This is a genomic window from Bradyrhizobium sacchari (assembly GCF_002068095.1).
In the GTDB taxonomy this organism is placed as follows: domain Bacteria; phylum Pseudomonadota; class Alphaproteobacteria; order Rhizobiales; family Xanthobacteraceae; genus Bradyrhizobium; species Bradyrhizobium sacchari.
The window spans coordinates 135898-156367 of record NZ_LWIG01000026.1 but is presented as its reverse complement, the minus strand read 5'-3'; the positions used below and the strand labels follow the sequence as shown (position 1 = coordinate 156367).

Sequence of the window (20470 nt, the reverse complement as noted above, 5' to 3'; positions counted from 1 at the left end):
GAAGCGGTCTGGATTGCTTCGTCGCAAGAGCTCCTCGCGATGACGATGGTGAGAGCGGAGCGGCAGCCTACGCCCGCTGAACCCCGATCACGCGGCCTTTCTCGATCGCCAGCGCCAGCTCGCCGCGCTTGAGCTTCAAGGCGGCCTCGCCGAACAGCTCGCGGCGCCAGCCGCGCAAGGCGGGGACGTCGGCCGCATCGTCGGCTGCGATCTCTTCGAGGTCGTCGACAGTGGCGATCACCTTGCTCGCCACCGCATGGCGCTCGGCGGTCATGCGCAGCAGCACCTTCAACAGCTCGACGATGGCCGCGCCGTTGGAATTGTTGCGCGGCTTCTCCAGCTTCGGCAGCGTCGAGAAATCCCGCGCCAGCCCGCGCTCGACCGCGGCGACGATGTCCGCGCCCCATTTGGATTTCTCGAACCCCTTCGGCACCGAGCGCAGATGCGCAAGCTTCTCCAGCGTGTTCGGCGCGTGGGTTGCGATGTCGGTGATCGCTTCATCCCGCAGCACGCGCCCGCGCGGCACGTCGCGGCTCTGTGCCTCCTGCTCGCGCCAGGCCGCGACCTCCATGAGGACGGCGAGGTCCTTCGGCTTGCGCACGCGCGTCTTCAGCCGCTCCCAAGCGCGCTCAGGGTGGAAGTCGTAGGTCCTGGGCGAGGTCAGGATCTCCATCTCGATCGAGACCCACTCGCTGCGGCGGCGCTTCTTCAGGTCGGCATCGAGCGCGGCGAAGACGTCGCGCAAGTGCGTGACGTCGGAGACCGCGTAGTGCATCTGCTCCTTGGTCAGCGGCCGGCGCGACCAATCGGTGAAGCGGTGGGTCTTGTCCGGGCGGTGGCCGGTGACCTTCTCGACCAGCTGGTCGTAGGCGATGCTGTCGCCGTAGCCGAGCACCATCGCGGCGACCTGGGTGTCGAACACCGGGTGCGGGATGATGTTGGCCTGATGCCAGATGATCTCGATGTCCTGCCGGGCGGCGTGGAAGACCTTCAGCACGCCCTCATTGGCCATCAGCTCGAAGAATGGCTTGAGGTCGATGCCCGGGGCGAGGGCGTCAATGACCACAGCTTCCTCGGCGCTGGCCATCTGCACCACGCACAGCAGCGGGTAGTAGGTGGTTTCGCGCAGGAACTCGGTATCGACGGTGATGACGGGGTGCTTGGCCAGCCGGCTGCAGGCAGCCGCGAGGTCAGCGGTGGTGGTAATCAAATCCATGAACGGCCCATGACACTTGATATCAGCCGTTCTGCCGAAAGTGCTGTGATGTCAAGGGGCTCGAAGCGAATTCGAGCCTTGCATAGGGACGGAATCGCCTGTTTCCGACGAAATTCCTATTCGTAACGGATCCGGTGCGAAGATTTGCGGGCGCAGGGCAGGGCCACCACGACCACGCACATGGCGACCAGGGCCAGTCCCAGGAACTCGAAAACCAACAGATCCACGGCGAAATCTCCAGAAACATCGATAGATTTGTCGGGGGTGCGTTGAGGGTCTGTTAATTCCAATGGTTACCGGCGGCGGGCGCGGCCGGATGGTGGACGAGAGGTTAATGGGGGCCTTGAGCCCGCTTCACGCCATGAGCTTCGGCAAGGCCGCGGCGAGCGTGTCCACGGCGACACGGACTTTTGCCGGCAGTCGGGGCGAACGGGGCCAGAGCACGTGGCAGTCGTAGAGGAATTCGTTCTGGCCCACGAACAGACCGACCAGCGCGCCAGCGTTAAGCCGTTCGCGGACCAGCCAATAGGGGAGCCACGCAAGCCCCATGCCCTGCGCGGCGGCATCGGCGATCGCCTCCATATCGTCGAGCCTCAGCCTGCCCGACGGCATCATCTCGCGTGGAGGTTTGTCGTCTTGCGGAAACAGCCAAGGCCGAACTCGCCCCGAGCGGCGATAAATGATCGCCTGATGCGCGGCGAGGTCGTCGAGCGTCTTTGGCTTGCCGTTGGCACGCAAATAAGAGCGGGCGCCGCACACCACCATGCGCTGCCTTGCGACGCGGCGCGCGATCAGGCCGGACTGGTCGTCGAGATCGCCGGTTCGGATCGCGAGATCGTAGCCGGCCTCGATGATGTCGGCGATCGGATCGCCGAAAGAGAGGTCGAGTTCGAGATGCGGGTATTTTCGCGCGAGCTTCATCAGCAAGGGCGCGATGCAATGCCGCCCGAGCAGGGCCGGCATGGTCACGCGCAGTTTTCCGCGCGGCTCGGACAGCTCGTCGGCTACAACGGCGTCGGCGGCATCCGCCTCAGCGAGGACGGCACGGCAGCGCTCGTAATAGGCTTGCCCGGCCTCGGTCAGGCTCTGGCGCCGCGTGGTGCGGTTGAGGAGGCGCGCGCCGAGGCGCTCTTCGAGGAAACGCACATGCTTGCCAACCATCGGCCCTGACATCTCCAGGACATCGGCGGCAGCCGCGAACGAGCCGAGATCGACGGCTCTGACGAATACGGCCATGCTGGTCAGGCGGTCCATGATTGAAAACTCCTGGTTTCGACTGTTCCCATCATCGGGCCATTTATCCGCTTGCACCGGATCGGCATAGCTCCATTCAGTTCAATTGTTTTGGAGTGTGTCCATGACCCGCGCCGTTCGCTTTCATCAACATGGTGGTCCCGAGATGCTGCGCATCGAGACCATCGATGTGCCCCCGCCGGCGAAGGGCGAGGTTCAGATCAGGGTCAGGGCGCTCGGCCTCAACCGTGCGGAAGCGCTTTTGCGAAGAGGGACGTATATCGAAACCGCGACGTTTCCATCGGGCCTCGGACTAGAGGCGGCAGGCATTATCGAAGCCATTGGGGAAGACGTCGTGGGCCTTGTGCCGGGCGACGCGGTCAGCATTGTGCCGCCGCTGTCGATGGTGCGATGGCCGGCCTATGCCGAGCTCGCGACGTTTCCGGCCGAACTCGTCGTGAAGCATCCGCCGGAGCTGGGTTTCGAGACTGCGGCTGCGGTGTGGATGCAGTATCTGACGGCCTATGGTGCATTGGTTGACATCGCCGGCCTTGAGCGAGGCGACGTCGTCGCCATCACGGCCGCATCGAGCAGTGTTGGACTAGCCGCCATCCAGATCGCGAACAGGGTCGGCGCAATTCCGGTTGCCTTGACGCGGACGTCGGCGAAGCAGCAAGCCTTGCGCGATGCCGGCGCCGCCCATGTCGTCGTGTCGGATGAAGAGGACATCGGGACGCGGCTGGACGCGATCGCCGGTTCAAACGGTGTCCGCGTGGTCCTCGACGCCGTAGGAGGTCCCGCGTTCGAGCCACTGACTGCGGCGATGGCGCCGGGCGGAATCCTGATCGAATATGGCGGATTGAGCCCCGAGCCGACGCCGTTTCCGCTCTTCAACGTGTTGACCAAGAGCCTGGTGTTGCGCGGCTACCTTGTGCACCAGATCATCCGCGATCCCGTGCGCCTGGCGCAGGCCAAGACGTTCATTCTCGAAGGTCTATCGGATGGCGCATTGAAGCCTGTTATCGCCCGGATTTTCCGGTTCGAGGACATCGTCGAGGCGCACCGCTTCCTGGAGTCGAATACGCAGTTCGGCAAGATTGTGGTGACGATGATCTGAGGAGTGGATGACGCCCGCGACCGCGCTTCGCGCAGCCGCGGGCTTGTCCATGCTAGGAAGTCCCTTACGGCAGCTTCAGCGACGTCTCTGCGTTGTACGGCTTGAGCGTCTCATCCGCGGCCTTCTGGGCGGCGGCGAGCGCCTCCTTCGGCTGCTTCTTGCCGTTGAGGACCAGCATCACTTCATCCTCGAGGTTCTTGCGGACCGGTACGGTCTTGTAGGTCGCAAACCACGGCTTTGCGACGTCGAGCTGCTCGACGGCGGTCTTGGCGTCCGGGTTCTTGCTCAGGAAGTCGACCATGTCGGGCGTCTTGTAGGCGGCCATGTTGGGCGCGAAATAGCCGGTCGCACGGCTCCACCAGGCGCTCTTCTCGGGCGAGGTCATCCACTTGATCAGCGTCCAGGCCGCCTTCTGCTTGTCGGCCTCGACACCGGCCGGGACGATCAGCGAGGCGCCGCCGATCGGCACGGCGTTGCGGACGTTGCGCGGGATGAAGGCGACCTTGTAGGCGAACTTGGCGTTGTCGCGCACGTAAGTGAGCGAGCCCGTCGAGAGCATCATCATCGCGGCATTGCCGGAGATGAAGGAGGTGCTGACGGCCGGACCGGGCGTGGCGCCGGGGGGATGCACCTTGTGCTTGCTCACGAGGTCATTCCACCAGGAGAGCGCCCCCAGCATCGAAGGCGTGTCGTAATAGACCTCGCCGCCGAACTCCTCGTTGTAGTAGCGCCCGCCATTGCTCATGGTGAGCGTTTCCATCATCCAGCCGCAATAGTCGTAGGCGCAGGGGATCGCGATGCCCCATTGGGTCACCTTGTCACCCTCGCGTTTGGTGAGCTTCTTGGCCCAGTCGGTGAGCTCGGCCCAGGTCTGCGGCGGCTTGTTCGGATCAAGGCCGGCTTCCTTGGCCTTGTCGGCGTTGATGTAGAGCAGCGGCGTCGAATTGTGGAAGGGCACGCCGTAGACTGAGCGGTTGATCACCGCGTTGCCCTGCAGCGCCGGGAAGAACTGGCCCAGGAATTTTTCCTTGCTGGTGCCGTCGGCGGCGATCAGGGGATCGAGATTGGTGAGCTCGTTCTCGATCTGCATGTCCAGGAGGAAGTTCGCCGACATGATCACGGCGGCCGGCGGCTTGCCGGCCTTGATCGACGCGCGCGTCTTGATCAGCGTGTCGTCATAGGAGCCGGTGTAGACGGCGGTCGCCTTGACGTCGGGATGGGTCTCGTTGAACTCCTTGATCAGGCTGCCCATGTCGCGGGCGAGCTTGCCGTCGACGGGGACGGGGAAGAACAGATCGATCTCGGTCGGACCTTCGCCGGCGAGGGCCGGGAAGGCGAGGGCGCTGGCAAAAGAGCCTGCCATGGCAAGGCCGAGCATGAGCCTGCGGGAGAACAGCATCGGAAATCTCCTATTTGATGCCTGAGGTGACGAAAGAGCTGATGAAGCGCTTCTGGAAGACCAGGAAGGTGACGAGCAGCGGCGCGATCACCATGAGCGTGCCCGCGGCGATGGTGCCCCAGGCCTGTGTGCCTTCGGCGGTCTTGGTGAACACCGAGAGACCGACCGTGAGCGGCCGCTTGTCGGGCGAGTTGATCACCATCAGCGGCCACAGGAAGTCGTTCCAGTGGCTGGTGACGGAAATGATGGCGAACGCCGAGAAGCTCGGCATCGACAGCGGCACGTAGATGTGGCGGATGCGCTGGAACAGGCTGGCGCCGTCGATCAGGGCGGCGTCTTCCAGCTCGGTCGGGATCGCCTCGAAGGCCTGCCGCATCAGGAAGGTGCCGAAGGCCGAGGCGAAGAACGGCATCATCACCCCAGTGAGCGTGTCGTAGAGACCGAGTTGCGCAACGAGCTTCAGGTTCGGCACGATCAGGAGCACCGGCACCAGCATCAGCTGCATCAGGAACAAATAGAAGATCAGCGTCTTGCCGGCGAAGTCCAGGCGGGCGAAGGCAAAGCCTGCCAGCGTGATCGTGACGAACTGAACCAGCAGGATGCCGGTGCAGATGATCGTGGTGTTGAGGGTGTAGCGCGGGAAATCGCCGATCTCCCAGGCGTCCCTGATATTGTCGAGCGTGGGTTTGAGGCTCGGCATCAGCTCGGCCATGGCGTTGATGCCGTCCGAGGCCGGGCGCAGCGTTGCCACGCCCATCCAGAGGAACGGGATCAGCCAGACGATCGCGAGCAGCACGGTCAGCAGGAAGCCGAGCTTGGGCGTGATCTCGCCGCGGGTGGCGAGCGGGGCGTCCTTCCACAGCGCATCGATCAGCTTCATGGCCCGCCCTCCCGGTTCGCCATGGTACGGAAGGAGAGTGCGGTGAGGCCCATCAGCGCGGCGAGGGTCAGCAGCGTCGCCGCCGAAGCCTTGCCGACGTCGTAGTGCTCGACCGCCTGCTGGTAGATGTAGAACAGCACGAGATTGGTCGAGTTGGACGGCCCGCCCTGGGTCATGACGAAGACGTGGTCGACCTGCGTCACCGCGTTGAGAATTGCGATGACGGTGACGAACAGGAAGGTGGGCTTGAGCTCCGGCAGGATGATGTGGCGCAGGCGCTGATAAGGCCCCGCGCCGTCGAGATGCGCCGCCTCCATGACATCCTCGGGCACGGCCTGGAGGCCAGCGAGGAAGAACAGCATGTAATAGCCGGCGTTCTTCCAGACCGTGATGATCATGATCGCGTAGAGCGCGATGTCGGGGTCGCCGAGCCAGTTCGGCAGTACCGGCAGCAGCCGGCCGATGTAATAGTCGAGCAGGCCGACATTGGGCAGGAAGATGAACAGGAACAGCGCGGACGCCGCGACCATCGGGATCAGCACTGGCAGGAACAAGGCGGCGCGCAGCGCGCTGTTCACCGCATGGGTGCGTGACAGCGCCAGCGCGAACAGCAGCGCAAGTCCGATGCTCGGCACCGCCGTGCCGACGGCGTAGATCAGATTGTTGACGACGGCGCCGGTGAAGGCGGGGTCGGCGAGCACCGCGCTGATGTTCTCAAGGCCGACGAAGCGCACAGGCGCCTTGGGCGTGGCGCGCTGGTAGAGCGCGTCGATGACGACGCGTCCCATCGCGCCATAGGTGAACAGCGCGAGGAAGACCAGCGACGGCAAGAGCAGCAGATAGGCAGGCAGCGAGGCTTTGAAGCGGTTCGAGAACCGCTTCAGGATGTGCAGACGCGGTGCCGCCGACGTCGCGACCGGGAGAGCCGCGGGTTCAGCGAGGCTCATCTCATGGCGCCCGGAAATTGAGCGCGTAGTCGCGGCCGTTCACGCCTGCCGGTGGCTCGAAGGGAAAGCGCAGACTGGTGTCGAGGAAGTCGTGGCTGTGCACGACCAGATTCTCCTGGTCGATCAGCACAACGCCGTAGGCCGGCGGCTCGTGGCTGGCGAGATGCTCGGTGGCGGCGGCGTCGAGCTCGAACCAGACCTGGTGATTGGTGCCGCGCAGCGTCGAGAACGGGATCTTGCCGTAGCTGCCGAAGATCGGCCTGTGCACGTGGCCGAAGAAGAGGTGGCGGATGCGCGAGCGGTAGGGCGCGATGACTTCCGCGAATTCGGCGCTCTGCTTCAGCGCGATCTCGTCCATGGCGTGGACACCGACCGGGAAGGGCGGGTGGTGCATGAACACGACGAATTGCTCGTCGGCGGGTGCGGCAGCGAGCGTGCTCGCGAGCCAGCCGAGGCGCTTTTCGCACATCTCGCCGGCGTTGCTGGTCTCGTCCAGCGTGTCCAGGAACACGAACAGGCCATGCTCGGTGGTACGCGTGCCCTGCACGAAGCCGTTGGCATCGCGCGGCGCGGCCCGGAGGCCGTCGAGGCAGGCGACGCGCTTGTCGTGATTGCCGACCATGGCGATGTACGGAATTTTCAGCGCGGCCATGGCGTCGGCGAAATTGGCGTAGGATTGAGCTTCGCCCCAATGGGTGAGGTCGCCGGTCACGACCGCAAATGCAGCGTCGGACTGGTGCTTGTTGATGTCGGCGATCGCCGCATCCAGCCGGGCGCGCGGATCGAGCCCATAGAGCTTCAGCCCGGGATTCGCGAGATGCGTGTCGGTGATATGGATGAATTTGAAGGGCATGGCGGGCTTTGTCGGGACTGTCTTGAGCATGGGCGCCGCCGGCAGGACGGGGCTGCCAGCCCGTTAGAGCGCGTGTGTTTCAGTTTGATGACAGCGGTTCCCGTGGATGGGACGTGTCCACAGCGCGCGCAAAGAATGCAGGACCAGCCGAAGGCTAGTCCATCTCAGTGAAGCCACTTCAAGTTGTGTGATTGGACGACGCTGGGATTGGTTTTCAGGTGCCGCAGAACGTCTGCAACACAAGCTGGTCCGGCAGCGGCGGATCGGCGTAGGCGGCGTAGTCCGCCTGGTCGTCGTATGGCCTGGCCAGCACCTTCACCAATTCCTCGAACGGCGCGTAATTGTCATCGTTCACCGCGGCCTGGATCACGGCTTCGACGCGGTGGTTGCGTGGGATGAAGATCGGGTTGACGGCGTGCATGGCGGCCTGCCGCTCGGCGCCGGTCTGCGGCTCCAGCGCGATGCGCGCGCGCCAGCGTCCAACCCACTCGTCGAAGGCTGCGGGCTCCATGAACTGGGCGCGGACGTCGGCGCCGTCATCGCCTGCGGCCTCGCCGAGCTTGCGGAAGGTCAGGGTGAAATCGGCCTGGTTCTTCGCCATGGCATCCAGCAGGTCCTGGATCAGCGCCTCGTCGCCGTCGCGCGTCGTGAACAGGCCGACCTTCTTGCGCAGGCCAGCCTGATAGGCGTTGCCGAACGTCTCGGAGAAGGCGCCCAGAATGTCCTGGGCCTCGGCGACCGCCTTCTCCTGGTCGTCGGAGAACAGCGGCAGCAGGCATTCGGCAAGGCGAGTCAGATTCCACAAGCCGATGCGCGGCTGGTTGGCATAGGCGTAGCGGCCCATCTCGTCGATCGAGGAAAACACCTGCGAAGGGTTGTAGGCGTCCATGAAAGCGCACGGACCGTAATCGATGGTCTCGCCCGAGATCGATGAGTTGTCGGTGTTCATCACGCCGTGGATGAAGCCGACCAGCAGCCACCGCGCGATGAGCTCGGCCTGGCGCGCGACGACGGCTGCGAGCAGGTCGTGATAGGGCCGCTGCGCATGGAGCAGGTCCGGATAGTGGCGCGTGATGACGTGGTCGGCGAGCCGGCGGATCGCCTCGGTGTCGCGGCGGACGGCAAAGAACTGGAAGGTGCCGACGCGGATGTGGCTGGAGGCGATGCGGGTCAGCACCGCGCCGGGCAGCGCGGTCTCGCGGATGACGTGTTCGCCGGTGACGACGGCGGCGAGCGAGCGGGTGGTCGGGATGCCCAGCGCGAACATCGCCTCGCTGACGATGTATTCGCGCAGGACCGGCCCGAGCGCCGCACGGCCGTCGCCGCGGCGGGAGAACGGGGTGGGTCCCGAGCCCTTGAGCTGGATGTCGCGGCGGACGCCGTCCTTGTCGATGACCTCGCCCAGCAGGATGGCGCGGCCGTCGCCGAGCTGGGGCACGAATTGCCCGAACTGGTGGCCGGCATAGGCCATGGCGATGGGATCGGCCCCGGCCGGAACCGTTTTCCCGGCCAGGATCTCGGCACCTTCGGGGGTCTCCAATAGGTCGGGATCGAGCCCGAGCTGGACCGCCAGGGGCCGGTTCAGCTTGATCAGCCGGGGGGCGGCGACAGGGGTCGGCGCGACGCGGGCAAAGAAGCTGTCCGGCAGCGAAGAATAGGAGTTCTGGAAGGGAAAATGGACCGTCATGGCCTCAAGATAGGGCTGGAACGCCTGATGGCAAAGGCTTGAGGCCCGATCGGCCAAAAATGGGCACTTCCAGCCCAAATCGGGCCGTTCCCTTGGTTGCCGCCTCGGGTCTCGTCGGGTAAACCCTGCCGCAACTTCGGACCGGCCGCTTGGGCCGTTCGATTCGCTTCCTCCGACATTGATTTTGGGACGACCATGCATCGCTACCGGTCACATACATGCGGCGCGCTCCGCGAGAGCAACATCGGCGAGACCATCCGCCTCTCGGGCTGGGTCCATCGCGTTCGCGACCATGGCGGCGTGCTGTTCATCGATTTGCGCGACCATTACGGCCTGACCCAGTGCGTGGTCGACCCGGACTCGCCGGCGTTCTCGCTGGCCGAAAAGCTGCGCTCGGAATTCGTGGTCAAGATGGACGGCAAGGTCCGCCGCCGCCCTGAAGGCACCGACAATGACGATCTGCCGACCGGCAAGGTCGAGGTCTATGTCAGCGAAATCGAGGTGCTGGGCCCGGCCGGCGACCTGCCGCTGCCCGTCTTCGGCGACCAGGAATATCCCGAAGACATCCGCCTGAAGTACCGCTTCCTCGATTTGCGTCGCGAGAAGTTGCACCAGAACATCATGACGCGCGTCGAGATTATCAAGTCGATGCGCCGGCGCATGGAGGGGCAGGGCTTCTTCGAGTTCAACACGCCGATCCTGACCGCGTCCTCGCCGGAAGGCGCGCGCGACTTCCTGGTGCCCTCGCGCATCCATCCCGGCAAGTTCTACGCGCTGCCGCAGGCGCCGCAGCAATACAAGCAGCTGCTGATGATGTCCGGCTTCGACCGCTACTTCCAGATCGCGCCCTGCTTCCGCGACGAGGACCCGCGCGCCGACCGTCTGCCCGGCGAGTTCTACCAGCTCGACGTCGAGATGAGCTTTGTCACCCAGGAAGACGTGTTCGCGGCGATGGAGCCGGTGATCACCGGCGTGTTCGAGGAGTTCGCCAAGGGCAAGCCGGTCACCAAGAACTGGCGCCGCATCCCGTTCGCCGAGGCGCTGCGCAAATACGGCAGCGACAAGCCGGACCTGCGCAATCCCATCGAGATGCAGGACGTCTCCGAACATTTCCGCGGCTCGGGCTTCAAGGTGTTCGCGCGCATGCTCGAAGACCCAAAGAACCAGGTCTGGGCGATCCCGGCCGCAGGCGGCGGCAGCCGCGCCTTCTGCGACCGCATGAACTCGTGGGCGCAGGGCGAGGGCCAGCCCGGACTCGGCTACATCATGTGGCGCGAGGGCGGCGAGGGCGCAGGTCCCCTCGCGAACAACATCGGGCCTGAGCGCACCGCTGCGATCCGCGCGCAGCTCGGCGTCAAGGAGGGCGATGCCGCCTTCTTCGTCGCCGGCGATCCCGACAAGTTCTGGAAGTTCTCTGGCCTTGCCCGCAACAAGGTCGGCGAGGAATTGAACCTCACCGACAAGGAGCGGTTCGAGCTCGCCTGGATCGTCGACTTCCCGATGTACGAGTACAACGAGGAGGACAAGAAGGTCGACTTCTCGCACAACCCGTTCTCGATGCCGCAGGGCGGCCTCGAGGCGCTGAAGGGCCAGGACCCGCTGACCATCAAGGCGTTCCAGTACGACATCTGCTGCAACGGCTACGAGATCGCCTCGGGCGGCATCCGCAACCACGTGCCGGAAGCCATGGTGAAGGCGTTCGAGATCGCAGGTTACGGTGAGCAGGAAGTGGTCGAGCGCTTTGGCGGCATGTACCGCGCCTTCCAGTACGGCGCGCCGCCCCATGGCGGCATGGCAGCGGGCGTCGACCGCATCGTGATGCTGCTCTGCGGCACCACGAATCTGCGCGAGATATCGCTGTTCCCGATGAACCAACAGGCCATGGACCTCCTGATGGGCGCGCCGTCGGAAGCCACCACAAAACAGCTCCGCGAGCTGCATATTCGGGTGAACCTGCCGCAGAAGTGAGCTCGCTTCGCCTCTCCCGCGCATCTCTCGCCGAAGCTTCAGCGAAGGCGGACGCGGGGAAGGCTCTCTCCACATCGTCATTGCGAGCGCAGCGAAGCAATCCAGAATCTTTCCGCAGAGGGGCTCTGGATTGCTTCGCTGCGCTCGCAATGACGGGGAGGGATTTTCGCTAGTTCAACTGCCATCCCTTGCGCCGGGATGTGACTCACAACCCCGTCGACGCCTCGATCCTGAACTGCGCCAGCGCGATGATCGGCTCGTTCTCGAGGACATCCATCAGCTGAAGCACCGGCAGCTTGCCGAACGGCGTCAGCCTGATGGTCAGCGTCTGCCCCGACGTTTCGACGAAGCTGGCGAGGGCATCGACTGCGACCCTGGCGTCGAGGTTGGAGGCTGCGATCTTCTCGCCCTGCGCGCGGATCATCTCGACGATGGTGCTGCGCGCGGCATCGCGGCTGAGGTTCTGCATCTTTGAGAACTGCGCCACGACGAGATCGACGACGCCGTTGTCGCGCAGCGAGAACTCAATCGCGCCGGTCTCGATCTGCTCGGCCTGGCTCATGGCCTGCGCCGGATCGGTCGTGAACAGGCCGCGCGGCACGTTGGCGAGCGCGAGGCGCGCCTTCGCCCTGGCGAGATTGCCGAGATCGATGGTGGCCGGTGCGAGCGCGAAGACGCCCGAGGACTCCGTCCAGGCCGCACCGAGGTCGAGATCGATCGCGAGCTTGTCGACGCCTGCCATGGTCAACAGCTCCTGCGCCGGGCTGTCGGGATCGGTGGGCGTGACCATCCTCACGACCAGATTGCCCTTGCTCGGGATCGACCCGACCAACTGACCCCAGTCCAGGCTGATCGTATCGACGGTGACGAGCTGCCGCGTGTTTTTGTATGGCGAGACCACGCCCTTGATCTCGGCGCCTTCGAGCACGCGGAACAGGCCTAGCATCTGATCGGGCGAGGGAGTCTGTCCCGGATTGGTGAGGCCGGCGGCCCACCGCATCAGGTTCACCACGCTGAAGGACTTCAGCGCGAAGCGCTCCATCTTGAACTGACCTTGCGGCGAGGGTGTATCGACGCCTTCGACCGCGAAGTCGCCGTCCCGGTATCTGACCACGTTGATCCTGCCAGTCCCCTGCGGTGTCGTGATCGACGTCTTGCCGATTTCGATCTTGGCGACGTGGAGGCCCTCATAGAAGCCGGCGAGCTTCTCCATCATCTCGCGCGCCTGAGCCGGCGCTGGTGGCACCGACGGATCCTGAGGCAGCATGGCAAGGATCTCGGCCATCCGGAATTTTGACGGCTGCATCCCGATGTCGTCGATGGAGATGCCTTCCACCTGCAGGCGAACATCCCCGGACGCCACCGTGTAAGGTCCCGTCGAAACTTGCCTGTAGAGCGGATGGTAGCTGTCGTCGTTCGCCTTGTCCGGGTCGAGCGCGATGAGCATTCCGGCTGCATCGAAATCGCTCATCGCCAGATTCGACAGCTCTCCCGTCAGCTGGTCAGACTTGCCCGGCTGCGCCGTTTTGAACGTAAAGGCGAGCCGGTCCACCTTGGTCGTTTCGACCTTGCCGCGCCGGAGATTTTTCATCGCAAGCCCCGAATAGCCGAGATCGCCACGTTCCGGCCTGGCCGTATCGGGCTTGCTGACGATGGTGACGGCAATGGTCGGCACCTCGATCGAGGACGCCGAAATGCTGCTGAACTGTTCGAGGCCAAATCGATAGAGATCGGTGACGGCGTTTGACGCCGGCAGCGCCCGGGCCCTGATTGCCCCGGCGTAGTCTCGTATGGTGGCCTGCGTAGCCTTGTAGTTGGCCTTCATCCGGGAGGGGCCCACGGCGCTGTCGATTGAGAACTCGATGTCCGAGACATCGATGGTATCGGCAGAAAACTGCGCGTCGTTGCCTTGACGCAGGCCGGTCGCCTTGACGCGGGCAAGCTTGATCTGCATCCGCGACTGCTCGCTCGGCTCGACGGCGATATCCTCGATCGTCAGGGTGCGACTCGGCAAATCGAACCCGATTTTGCCGTGGCTCGCCTTGCCGCCCTGCTTGCGGATCTGCTCGAACGCCGCCTCGATCTCCGCGGTGGCGCGATGCTGGGCGTAGAGGTTGAAGCCGAACCATCCGCCCGCAGCGAGCACGGCTGCCACAATCAGGCCGATCAGGATTCGCTTCATTCCCAGCTCCAGTTGCTCGTTTTGCACTGCGCAACCTGCCATATTCGCGAAACGCCGGGCGGTCCAGGGAAAGCTATGATTTTCAGATATTTGACCGTGCGCTCTGTTGATGGGGGCGCAATCGGATGTTGCCACCGGGCCTTCGGCCGTGCTTCATCCCGTTTCCACGACCCGGAAATACCCTCCGCTTGGACGATTGCTCCGGATCGTGCATTTTGAGGCCGGTAACGCGAGGCGAGACACCGCATGTCGTCCTATTCTGATGATCTCCACCAGGCGGCGCTCGCCTATCATCGTCTGCCGCGCCCCGGAAAGCTCGAGATCCAGGCGAGCAAGCCGCTTGCCAACCAGCGCGACCTCGCGCTTGCCTATTCCCCGGGCGTTGCGGCGGCCTGCACCGAGATCGCCAAGAACCCGGCCGAGGCTGCCACGCTGACCACCCGCGCCAATCTGGTCGCCGTGGTCTCGAACGGCACGGCAGTGCTCGGCCTCGGCAATATCGGCCCGCTGGCCTCCAAGCCGGTGATGGAGGGCAAGGCGGTCCTTTTCAAGAAATTCGCCGGCATCGACGTGTTCGACATCGAGATCGCCGCCGACACCATCGACCGCGTGGTCGAGACGGTGGCGGCGCTCGAGCCGACCTTCGGTGGCATCAATCTGGAGGACATCCGCGGACCGGAATGCTTCGAGATCGAGGCGCGGCTGAAGGAGCGCATGAAGATCCCGGTCTTCCATGACGACCAGCACGGCACCGCGATCATCGTCGCCGCCGCCATCACCAACGGCCTCAGGCTGAACGGCAAGAAGCTGTCCGAGGTCAAGATCGTGGCGTCGGGGGCAGGGGCGGCCGCGATCGCGACGCTGAACCTGCTGGTGTCGATGGGCGCGCAGCGCAAGAACATCTGGGTCTGTGACATCGACGGCCTCGTGCATGAAGGCCGCAACACCTCGATGGACCGCTGGAAGGCGGTCTATGCGCAGAAGACTGACAAGCGCACGCTCGGCGACGTCATCGGCGGCGCCGACATCTTCATCGGCCTCTCTGCACCGGGCGTGCTCAAGCCGGAGATGGCGCAGGCGATGGGCGAGAAGCCGCTGATCATGGCGCTTGCCAACCCGACCCCTGAGATCATGCCGGAGGAGGCGCGCAAGGTGCGGCCCGATGCCATGATCTGCACCGGCCGCTCGGACTATCCGAACCAGGTCAACAACGTCCTCTGCTTCCCCTTCATCTTCCGCGGCGCGCTCGACGTCGGCGCAAGCGCCATCAACGAGGAGATGAAGCACGCTGCTGTCGAGGCCATCGCGCAGCTCGCGCGCGAGGCGCCGTCCGACGCCGTTTCACAAAGCAGCCTCGACACCGGCGAGACGGGCGGTTTCGGTCCCGGCTCGCTGATCCCCAGCCCGTTTGATCCACGGTTGATTCTACGTATTGCGCCGGCGGTCGCAAAGGCGGCGATGGAGTCCGGCGTTGCAACGCGCCCCATCACCAATTTCGACGAGTATCGCGCGCTGCTCGAGCGTTTCGCCTTCCGCTCCGGCCTCGTCATGAAGCCGATGTTCGCGAAGGCCAAGACCCAGCCGGTCCGCGTGATCTACGCAGAAGGCGAGGACGAGCGCGTGCTGCGCGCGACGCAGGTCGTGCTGGAAGAGAAACTGGCGCGACCCATTCTGGTGGGTCGTCCCTCGGTGGTCGAGGCGCGCATCAAGCGCTTCGGCCTCTCGATCAAGGCGGGCCGTGACTTCGACCTCGTCAATCCCGAGGACGATCCGCGCTACCGCTCCTATGTGCAGTCCTATGTCGAGGTCGCCGGCCGTCGCGGCGTGACGCCGGATGCGGCCCGCACCGTGGTGCGCACCAACAACACGGTCATCGCCGCGCTCGCAGTGACGCGCGGGGAGGCGGATGCGATGCTTTGCGGCGTCGAGGGCCGCTACATGAGCCATCTGCGCCATGTCCGCGAGATCGTCGGCTTCTCCCCGGGGATCAGCGATTACGCCGCGCTGGCGCTGCTGATCACCAGCAAGGGCGCCTTCTTCATCGCCGACACGCAGGTCCGCCCCAATCCGAGCGCGGAGGAGCTTGCCGAGATCGCCTCGCTCGCCGCGGTCCACGTCCAGCGCTTCAACATCAAGCCGAAGATCGCCTTCGTCTCGCACTCGGATTTCGGCAGCTACGACACCGAATCCTCGCGCAAAATGCGCCGGGCGACTCAGCTCTTGAAGGAGAAGCATCCGGAGATCGAGGCCGATGGCGAGATGCAGGGCGACACCGCGCTCTCCGCCGCCGCCCGTCGCATGGTCCTGCCGCACTCCAAGCTCGAGGGCGAGGCCAATATCATGATCATGCCGACCCTCGACACCGCCAACGTCGCCTATCAGATGATCAAGTCGCTGGCGGACGCGCTGCCCGTCGGCCCGATCCTGGTCGGCCCGGCGCGCCCGGCACACATCCTGACGCCCTCGGTGACCGCGCGCGGCATCCTCAACATGACGGCGGTCGCGGTCGTGGAAGCGCAGGAGCGCGCGGCACGTCAGCAGCCGACGTTGTTTACGTAGGGGCGCGATCTCTTCGCCTCTCCCCGCTTGCGGGAGAGGCCGGATCGCATGGACGGATGCGATCCGGGTGAGGGGGACTCTCCGCGAGTCCAACTCTCACCGTCCCCGAGGAGGCTCCCCCTCACCCCAACCCTCTCCCCGCAAGCGGGGCGAGGGAGCAGACCTCCCGTGCATCCGCACTTCAATCTTTTCAAAACAGTTCGCCATTTCCCCGTTTGTAAACGGGCGGACGACTCATCATAATCCCTCGCGCTTTCGTCCGAGTTCCGATTTCAAAAAGCCTGAGCCAAGAGGCCGATCATGCCAGCGTTCGTGACTTTCGGGCGGATCCTGTTCGCCGTGCTGTTCATCTACACGGGCGCCACCAAGCTGTTTGCCATCCAGGCGACCGCCGATTTCATCGCCACCAAGGTGGTGGTGCCTGACGCCATCGCGCCCTACGCCAAGCAGGTCGAGACGGCGACTGCCATGACCACGCCGCAACTGTTGGCGATCGCGGTGGGTGGGCTCGAGGTCATCGCAGGCCTGATGATCGCGCTGAACTTCGGTGCGCGTTTCTTTGCGATGCTGCTGATCATCTATGTCGCGGTCGCAACCGTCCTGTTCTACGACTTCTGGAACCAGGTGCCGCCCGACAACGCCAAGATGCTGGTCGACGCGCTCAAGAACCTCTCCATCATCGGTGCGCTCTGCATGATCATCGGCTACGGCCGCACCACGCGTCCGGCCGAGTTGGCTTACGGCGACGTGTAGCTGAGATATCACGCCCGTCGGCATGGCTGGCATCCAACGCAATCGAAGCCGTAATCTCGGTTCAGCGACTGCCGAGCGCCGTCGCTCCCGGTGTGCCCAGCTTCGCGCAAGGTCGTTGCGGCAGGGTGATCGCGAGGCGTAAGGCACGTTCGAGAGTCCCCCGGTCTTCAGCGGGGCATCTGTCGCGCGCCTTACGTATTCGCATCGATGACGGGCCCATCGCAATGTACGTTGAACAGTCGTCCGGTTCCGTCTCGGTCGAGGCCGGTCTTGCGCACCATCGCGCGGGCCGCTTGCCGCAAGCGGAGGCGATCTATCTGCAGGTACTGGCATCCGAGCCGGACCGTGCGGACTGTATTTTCCTTCTGGGGATTGCCTCACTCCAGGCCGGTCACCACGACAGGGCGCTCGATCTCTTCATCCGCGCCGTCGAGCTTCAACCTCGCAACAGCTTCTATCACAGCAGCAAGGCTGCCGCGCTGCACGGTCTCGGACGCCGGGACGAGGCCATCGCGAGCTATCAGGACGCGCTGCTGTACAAGCCCGACAATCTGGATGTCCACATTCAGCTTGCGATCCTGACGGGTGAGTGCGGGGATATCGCGGGTGCGGAGACCCACTACCGGCTCGCGCTGCAATACGCCCCTGATCACGTCGATGCCCGTTTCAGTCTCGCCAATCTGCTGGTGAGGCGAAAGCAATTCGACGAGGCGGTCAGCGAGTTTCGGCAGGTGCTGCGGCTGAGGCCGGATTTTGCCGAGGCTTATTTGAACCTTGGAGCGGCGCTGTTCGAGCTGGCCGCTTTCGAGGAATGCGAGCGTTGCTATCGTGAGGCGCTGCGCCTCGATCCGACATATGCGGCGGCCCATTGTAATCTCGGTGGTCTTCTCATCAAATTGGGCCGCCTCGACGAGGCGGCGGTCAATCTTCGTGAAGCCTGCAAGCTCAATTCATCTTTCCCCGAGGCCTTGAACAATCTCAGTGACCTGCTGCGACTGCAGGGGCGGCCGGAAGAAGCGGAAGCATGCTGCAGGGAAGCTTTGCGTCTGAAGCCGGACGATGTGCAGGCGCAACTGACCCTGGGCAATGCCCTTCGCGAACAAGGTCGTTTCCACGAAGCGGAATCTTGCTTTCGGACGGCTCTCGATCACAACCCGGCTTGGCCTCAGGCGCTCAATAATCTCGGCACCTTGCAGCTTGATCTCGCGCGGCCTGAGGAAGCCATTCGGAGCTTGCGAATGGCGGTGTCGGAAAGGCCCGACTATGCCGACGCGCATTTCAACCTCGCCGTCGCGCTGTTGCTGGACGGCCAGTTCGACGAGGGATGGCGGGAATATGAGTGGCGGTGGAAGCAGGACCGGAAGAAGTCGCAGCTTCGCGGCTTCCGCCAGCCGCTCTGGGATGGCGGAGATATCGGTGATCGGGTCCTGCTGCTTCATGCCGAGCAGGGCCTCGGCGACACGCTCCAGTTCTGTCGCTTCGTGCCGGACATTGCTGCGGGGCGGCGGGTCGTGCTCGAGGTTCAGCGGCCGTTGGTGCCGCTCCTGGCAAGGCTGCCGGGAATCGAGAGCATCGTTGCCCTTGGCGATCCGCTGCCGTCATTCGATCTGTCTTGCTCATTGATGAGTCTGCCGCGCGTCCTTGGCGTCACGCTCGAAACGATCCCGCAACAAGCATCCTATCTGCGGGCCGATCCGCAACGCGTGGCGGACTGGCGCCAGCGGGTCGGGCAGCTCGACGGCCTGCGGGTCGGCCTCGCCTGGGCGGGCAATCAAACGATGAGCGGCGACCGCCGCCGATCCATGCCGCTCGCCCAGTTTGCGGAACTGGCGGACCTGCCGGGGGTGAGTTTCGTATCATTGCAGAAGGGAGCGGCGGCCAGCCAGTCGCCACCGGCCGGTCTGTCCTTGCACGATTGGACCGACGATCTCCACGACTTCGGCGAAACCGCCGCGCTGGTCGAGGCACTGGATCTGGTGATCAGTGTCGATACCGCGGCCGCGCATCTCGCAGGCGCGCTTGGCCGCTCCGTCTGGCTGCTCAATCGCTTCGATCGGTGCTGGCGCTGGTTGCTGAACCGCGACGACAGCCCCTGGTATCCGACGCTGCGGCAGTTCCGGCAACCTCAGCCTGGCGACTGGTCAAGCGTCCTCAAGGACGTGCGCGCTGAACTCGGGAAGTCCGTTCTCTCGCGCATCGCGCGCTCCTAGACCGTGGGGGGCGTCGTTCGTTTTGCCAGGCAAATCCGGGCGTTGCGCAGGTGGTATCCTGCTACCGGTACTGTGCATGGGGTTGTTTTTCGAATCTTAGTTGGAAGCTCTCGCAGGCCGCCACGGCGTCACCGTGACGTCATGGGCCGCATCGAGCAGGAAGGGCGCGCCCGGCTTCATCCCGTGTGATGCCAGCACCTCATGCGGCGTCCGCTCCGGCACGCCGACAAAGCAGCCTTCGCCACCGGGCAGGCGCAGATGCGGCGCTTCCGACAGCCAGAACGTGTCGTAGCGGTCCATGAACATGTCGAACACGACGGGGCCGCCGATGATAGCGACGGTGCCGGAGGCGACGTCGGCGAAGGCGCAGGCCTCCTCGAAGCTCGCGTGATCCGGATTCCACAATGTCGCGTTCGGCATCTCCGGATCGACGGTGAGGGGCTTGATCTTGCGGGTCAGGATCAGCCGCTTGCGCTTCGGCGAATTCGGCTGCTGCTCGTGGGAGTGCCGGCCGTGCACGATCAGCGCGGCACGATCGAGCGCCTGCTCGAAGAACAGCTTGTCGCCCTCGAACTTCAGGGTGTCGGGCATGACATGGCTCGCGTCGGCGAGCATGCCGTCCGCGGAAACGATGACGTAGCCTTCGATACGAAGCGACAAGTGCCGACTATTCGGAAACGGTCGTCACCACGGAATTGACCGGGCGCTGGCTCACCGTCGGCAGCTTGACGTCCTTGAGCAGCTCCTGGTCGTATTCGGGCAGCGTCGATGCCGGGAATTTGGCGCGCATCGCCACCACCTTGTAGCCGCCGGCCTTCAGGCGCTTGAGCAGCTCGGGCAGGGCTTCGGCGGTGTGCTTCTGGAAGTCGTGCATCAGCACGATGCCCTTGCCCTTGGCATCGAGCTTCTTCATCACCGTCTCGATCACCTTCTCGGGCTTGGAGGCCTTGAAGTCGAAGGAATCGATATCGCAGGAGAAGATCGCCGTGTTGCGGTTGCCGAGATAGGTGACCATCTCCGGCGGATGCTGGAGCGCCGGGAAGCGGAAGAACGGCGAGGGCGAGATGCCGCCGAGCGCCCATTTCACCGCGGAAAGACCCTTCTCGATCTCTTCCTTGCGCTGCGCTTCGGTGAGCTTCTTGTTGTTGAGGTTGGCGTGCGACCAGGTGTGGGTGCCGACCGTGTGGCCCGCCGCATAGACCTGCTTCAGGATCTCCGGCTCGTAGGTGGCATGCTTGCCGATCGAGAAGAAGATGCCGGTGGTGCATTCATCGGCGAGCGCCTTCAGCACGGCGGGCGTGTTCTTCGGCCAGGGGCCGTCGTCGAAGGTCAGCACGACCTCCTTGTCGCGCAGGAAGTCGAGCTCCTTGAAATGCTCGAAGCCGAACCCAGGACCGCCCGTGGTGTCGATCTCGACCGTGCGGGCAACGCCGAGCGCGCCAGGTGTGTTGCAAGCGGCGCGCGCC

The 20470-nt window shown here is 64.4% G+C and carries 15 protein-coding genes; 5 read left to right on the top strand and 10 right to left on the bottom strand.

From position 1 onward, the window contains the following. Window positions 1-67 precede the first annotated feature (67 nt). Together rnd and A5906_RS24730 are read right to left on the bottom strand one after the other, a co-directional pair. Window positions 68-1216 (bottom strand): ribonuclease D, encoded by a 1149-nt coding sequence (gene rnd / locus A5906_RS24735; protein ID WP_080137879.1) that lies wholly within the window; start codon window positions 1214-1216, stop codon window positions 68-70. A gap of 354 nt (window positions 1217-1570) precedes the next feature. Further along, entirely contained in the window at window positions 1571-2470 is a 900-nt protein-coding gene (locus A5906_RS24730) for a LysR family transcriptional regulator (protein ID WP_080137878.1), read from the bottom strand. Between the two features lie 103 nt (window positions 2471-2573). Here A5906_RS24730 and A5906_RS24725 point away from each other — a divergent pair, with 103 nt between their 5' ends. Then, window positions 2574-3566: a zinc-dependent alcohol dehydrogenase family protein gene (locus A5906_RS24725; protein ID WP_080137877.1), complete on the top strand. Its 993-nt coding sequence runs from the start codon at window positions 2574-2576 to the stop codon at window positions 3564-3566. A gap of 64 nt (window positions 3567-3630) precedes the next feature. Here the strand turns inward: A5906_RS24725 and A5906_RS24720 are convergent, their stop codons facing one another. The 5 genes from A5906_RS24720 to A5906_RS24700 all read right to left on the bottom strand — a co-directional run bounded on the left by A5906_RS24720 (window position 3631) and on the right by A5906_RS24700 (window position 9332). Further along, complete coding sequence (locus A5906_RS24720; protein ID WP_080137876.1) at window positions 3631-4965, bottom strand: ABC transporter substrate-binding protein; 1335 nt, start codon at window positions 4963-4965, stop codon at window positions 3631-3633. Between the two features lie 10 nt (window positions 4966-4975). Beyond that, a complete protein-coding gene (locus A5906_RS24715) occupies window positions 4976-5845 on the bottom strand; it encodes a carbohydrate ABC transporter permease (protein ID WP_080137875.1) in 870 nt (289 codons plus the stop codon). Further along, a complete protein-coding gene (locus A5906_RS24710) occupies window positions 5842-6792 on the bottom strand; it encodes a carbohydrate ABC transporter permease (protein WP_080137874.1) in 951 nt (316 codons plus the stop codon). Before A5906_RS24710 ends, A5906_RS24715 begins: the two co-directional genes overlap by 4 nt. Before the next feature lies 1 nt (window position 6793). Continuing rightward, entirely contained in the window at window positions 6794-7645 is an 852-nt protein-coding gene (locus A5906_RS24705) for a phosphodiesterase (protein ID WP_080138256.1), read from the bottom strand. Window positions 7646-7859: 214 nt separating this feature from the next. Continuing rightward, on the bottom strand, window positions 7860-9332 hold the full coding sequence (locus tag A5906_RS24700) for a protein adenylyltransferase SelO (RefSeq protein ID WP_080138255.1): 1473 nt from the start codon (window positions 9330-9332) through the stop codon (window positions 7860-7862). 195 nt (window positions 9333-9527) lie between these two features. Here A5906_RS24700 and aspS point away from each other — a divergent pair, with 195 nt between their 5' ends. Then, window positions 9528-11300: an aspartate--tRNA ligase gene (aspS, locus tag A5906_RS24695; RefSeq protein WP_080137873.1), complete on the top strand. Its 1773-nt coding sequence runs from the start codon at window positions 9528-9530 to the stop codon at window positions 11298-11300. 205 nt (window positions 11301-11505) lie between these two features. On the opposite strand, the gene A5906_RS24690 is transcribed toward aspS, so the two are convergent. Further along, a complete protein-coding gene (locus tag A5906_RS24690; RefSeq protein ID WP_080137872.1) occupies window positions 11506-13482 on the bottom strand; it encodes a hypothetical protein in 1977 nt (658 codons plus the stop codon). 246 nt (window positions 13483-13728) lie between these two features. Here A5906_RS24690 and A5906_RS24685 point away from each other — a divergent pair, with 246 nt between their 5' ends. The 3 genes from A5906_RS24685 to A5906_RS24670 all read left to right on the top strand — a co-directional run bounded on the left by A5906_RS24685 (window position 13729) and on the right by A5906_RS24670 (window position 19004). Next, window positions 13729-16041 carry an NADP-dependent malic enzyme gene (locus A5906_RS24685; protein WP_080137871.1) on the top strand — a complete coding sequence of 771 codons (2313 nt, stop codon included), beginning with the start codon at window positions 13729-13731 and terminating at the stop codon, window positions 16039-16041. 300 nt (window positions 16042-16341) lie between these two features. Beyond that, window positions 16342-16794, top strand: a complete 453-nt coding sequence (locus A5906_RS24675; RefSeq protein ID WP_080137869.1) for a DoxX family membrane protein — start codon at window positions 16342-16344, stop codon at window positions 16792-16794. Window positions 16795-17018: 224 nt separating this feature from the next. Then, window positions 17019-19004: a tetratricopeptide repeat protein gene (locus A5906_RS24670; RefSeq protein WP_080137868.1), complete on the top strand. Its 1986-nt coding sequence runs from the start codon at window positions 17019-17021 to the stop codon at window positions 19002-19004. A gap of 96 nt (window positions 19005-19100) precedes the next feature. Here A5906_RS24670 and A5906_RS24665 read toward each other — a convergent pair whose 3' ends face one another. Then, the gene (locus A5906_RS24665; RefSeq protein ID WP_080137867.1) at window positions 19101-19664 is read right to left on the bottom strand and encodes a dihydrofolate reductase family protein; all 564 of its coding nucleotides are present in this window, start codon (window positions 19662-19664) and stop codon (window positions 19101-19103) included. Between the two features lie 7 nt (window positions 19665-19671). Continuing rightward, window positions 19672-20470, bottom strand: a 799-nt coding sequence (locus A5906_RS24660) for a polysaccharide deacetylase family protein (RefSeq protein WP_136615501.1), incomplete at its 5' end; no start/stop codon positions are given.

Bases quoted from the DNA above. Each gene is read 5' to 3' on its own strand.
- A5906_RS24725 (WP_080137877.1), top strand. From the start codon at position 2,574: ATGACCCGCGCCGTTCGCTTTCATCAACATGGTGGTCCCGAGATGCTG.
- A5906_RS24690 (WP_080137872.1), bottom strand. From the start codon at position 13,482: ATGAAGCGAATCCTGATCGGCCTGATTGTGGCAGCCGTGCTCGCTGCG.
- rnd (WP_080137879.1), bottom strand. From the start codon at position 1,216: ATGGATTTGATTACCACCACCGCTGACCTCGCGGCTGCCTGCAGCCGG.
- A5906_RS24730 (WP_080137878.1), bottom strand. From the start codon at position 2,470: ATGGACCGCCTGACCAGCATGGCCGTATTCGTCAGAGCCGTCGATCTC.
- A5906_RS24700 (WP_080138255.1), bottom strand. From the start codon at position 9,332: ATGACGGTCCATTTTCCCTTCCAGAACTCCTATTCTTCGCTGCCGGAC.
- A5906_RS24720 (WP_080137876.1), bottom strand. From the start codon at position 4,965: ATGCTGTTCTCCCGCAGGCTCATGCTCGGCCTTGCCATGGCAGGCTCT.
- A5906_RS24670 (WP_080137868.1), top strand. From the start codon at position 17,019: ATGTACGTTGAACAGTCGTCCGGTTCCGTCTCGGTCGAGGCCGGTCTT.
- A5906_RS24675 (WP_080137869.1), top strand. From the start codon at position 16,342: ATGCCAGCGTTCGTGACTTTCGGGCGGATCCTGTTCGCCGTGCTGTTC.
- A5906_RS24710 (WP_080137874.1), bottom strand. From the start codon at position 6,792: ATGAGCCTCGCTGAACCCGCGGCTCTCCCGGTCGCGACGTCGGCGGCA.
- A5906_RS24715 (WP_080137875.1), bottom strand. From the start codon at position 5,845: ATGAAGCTGATCGATGCGCTGTGGAAGGACGCCCCGCTCGCCACCCGC.
- A5906_RS24685 (WP_080137871.1), top strand. From the start codon at position 13,729: ATGTCGTCCTATTCTGATGATCTCCACCAGGCGGCGCTCGCCTATCAT.
- aspS (WP_080137873.1), top strand. From the start codon at position 9,528: ATGCATCGCTACCGGTCACATACATGCGGCGCGCTCCGCGAGAGCAAC.
- A5906_RS24705 (WP_080138256.1), bottom strand. From the start codon at position 7,645: ATGCCCTTCAAATTCATCCATATCACCGACACGCATCTCGCGAATCCC.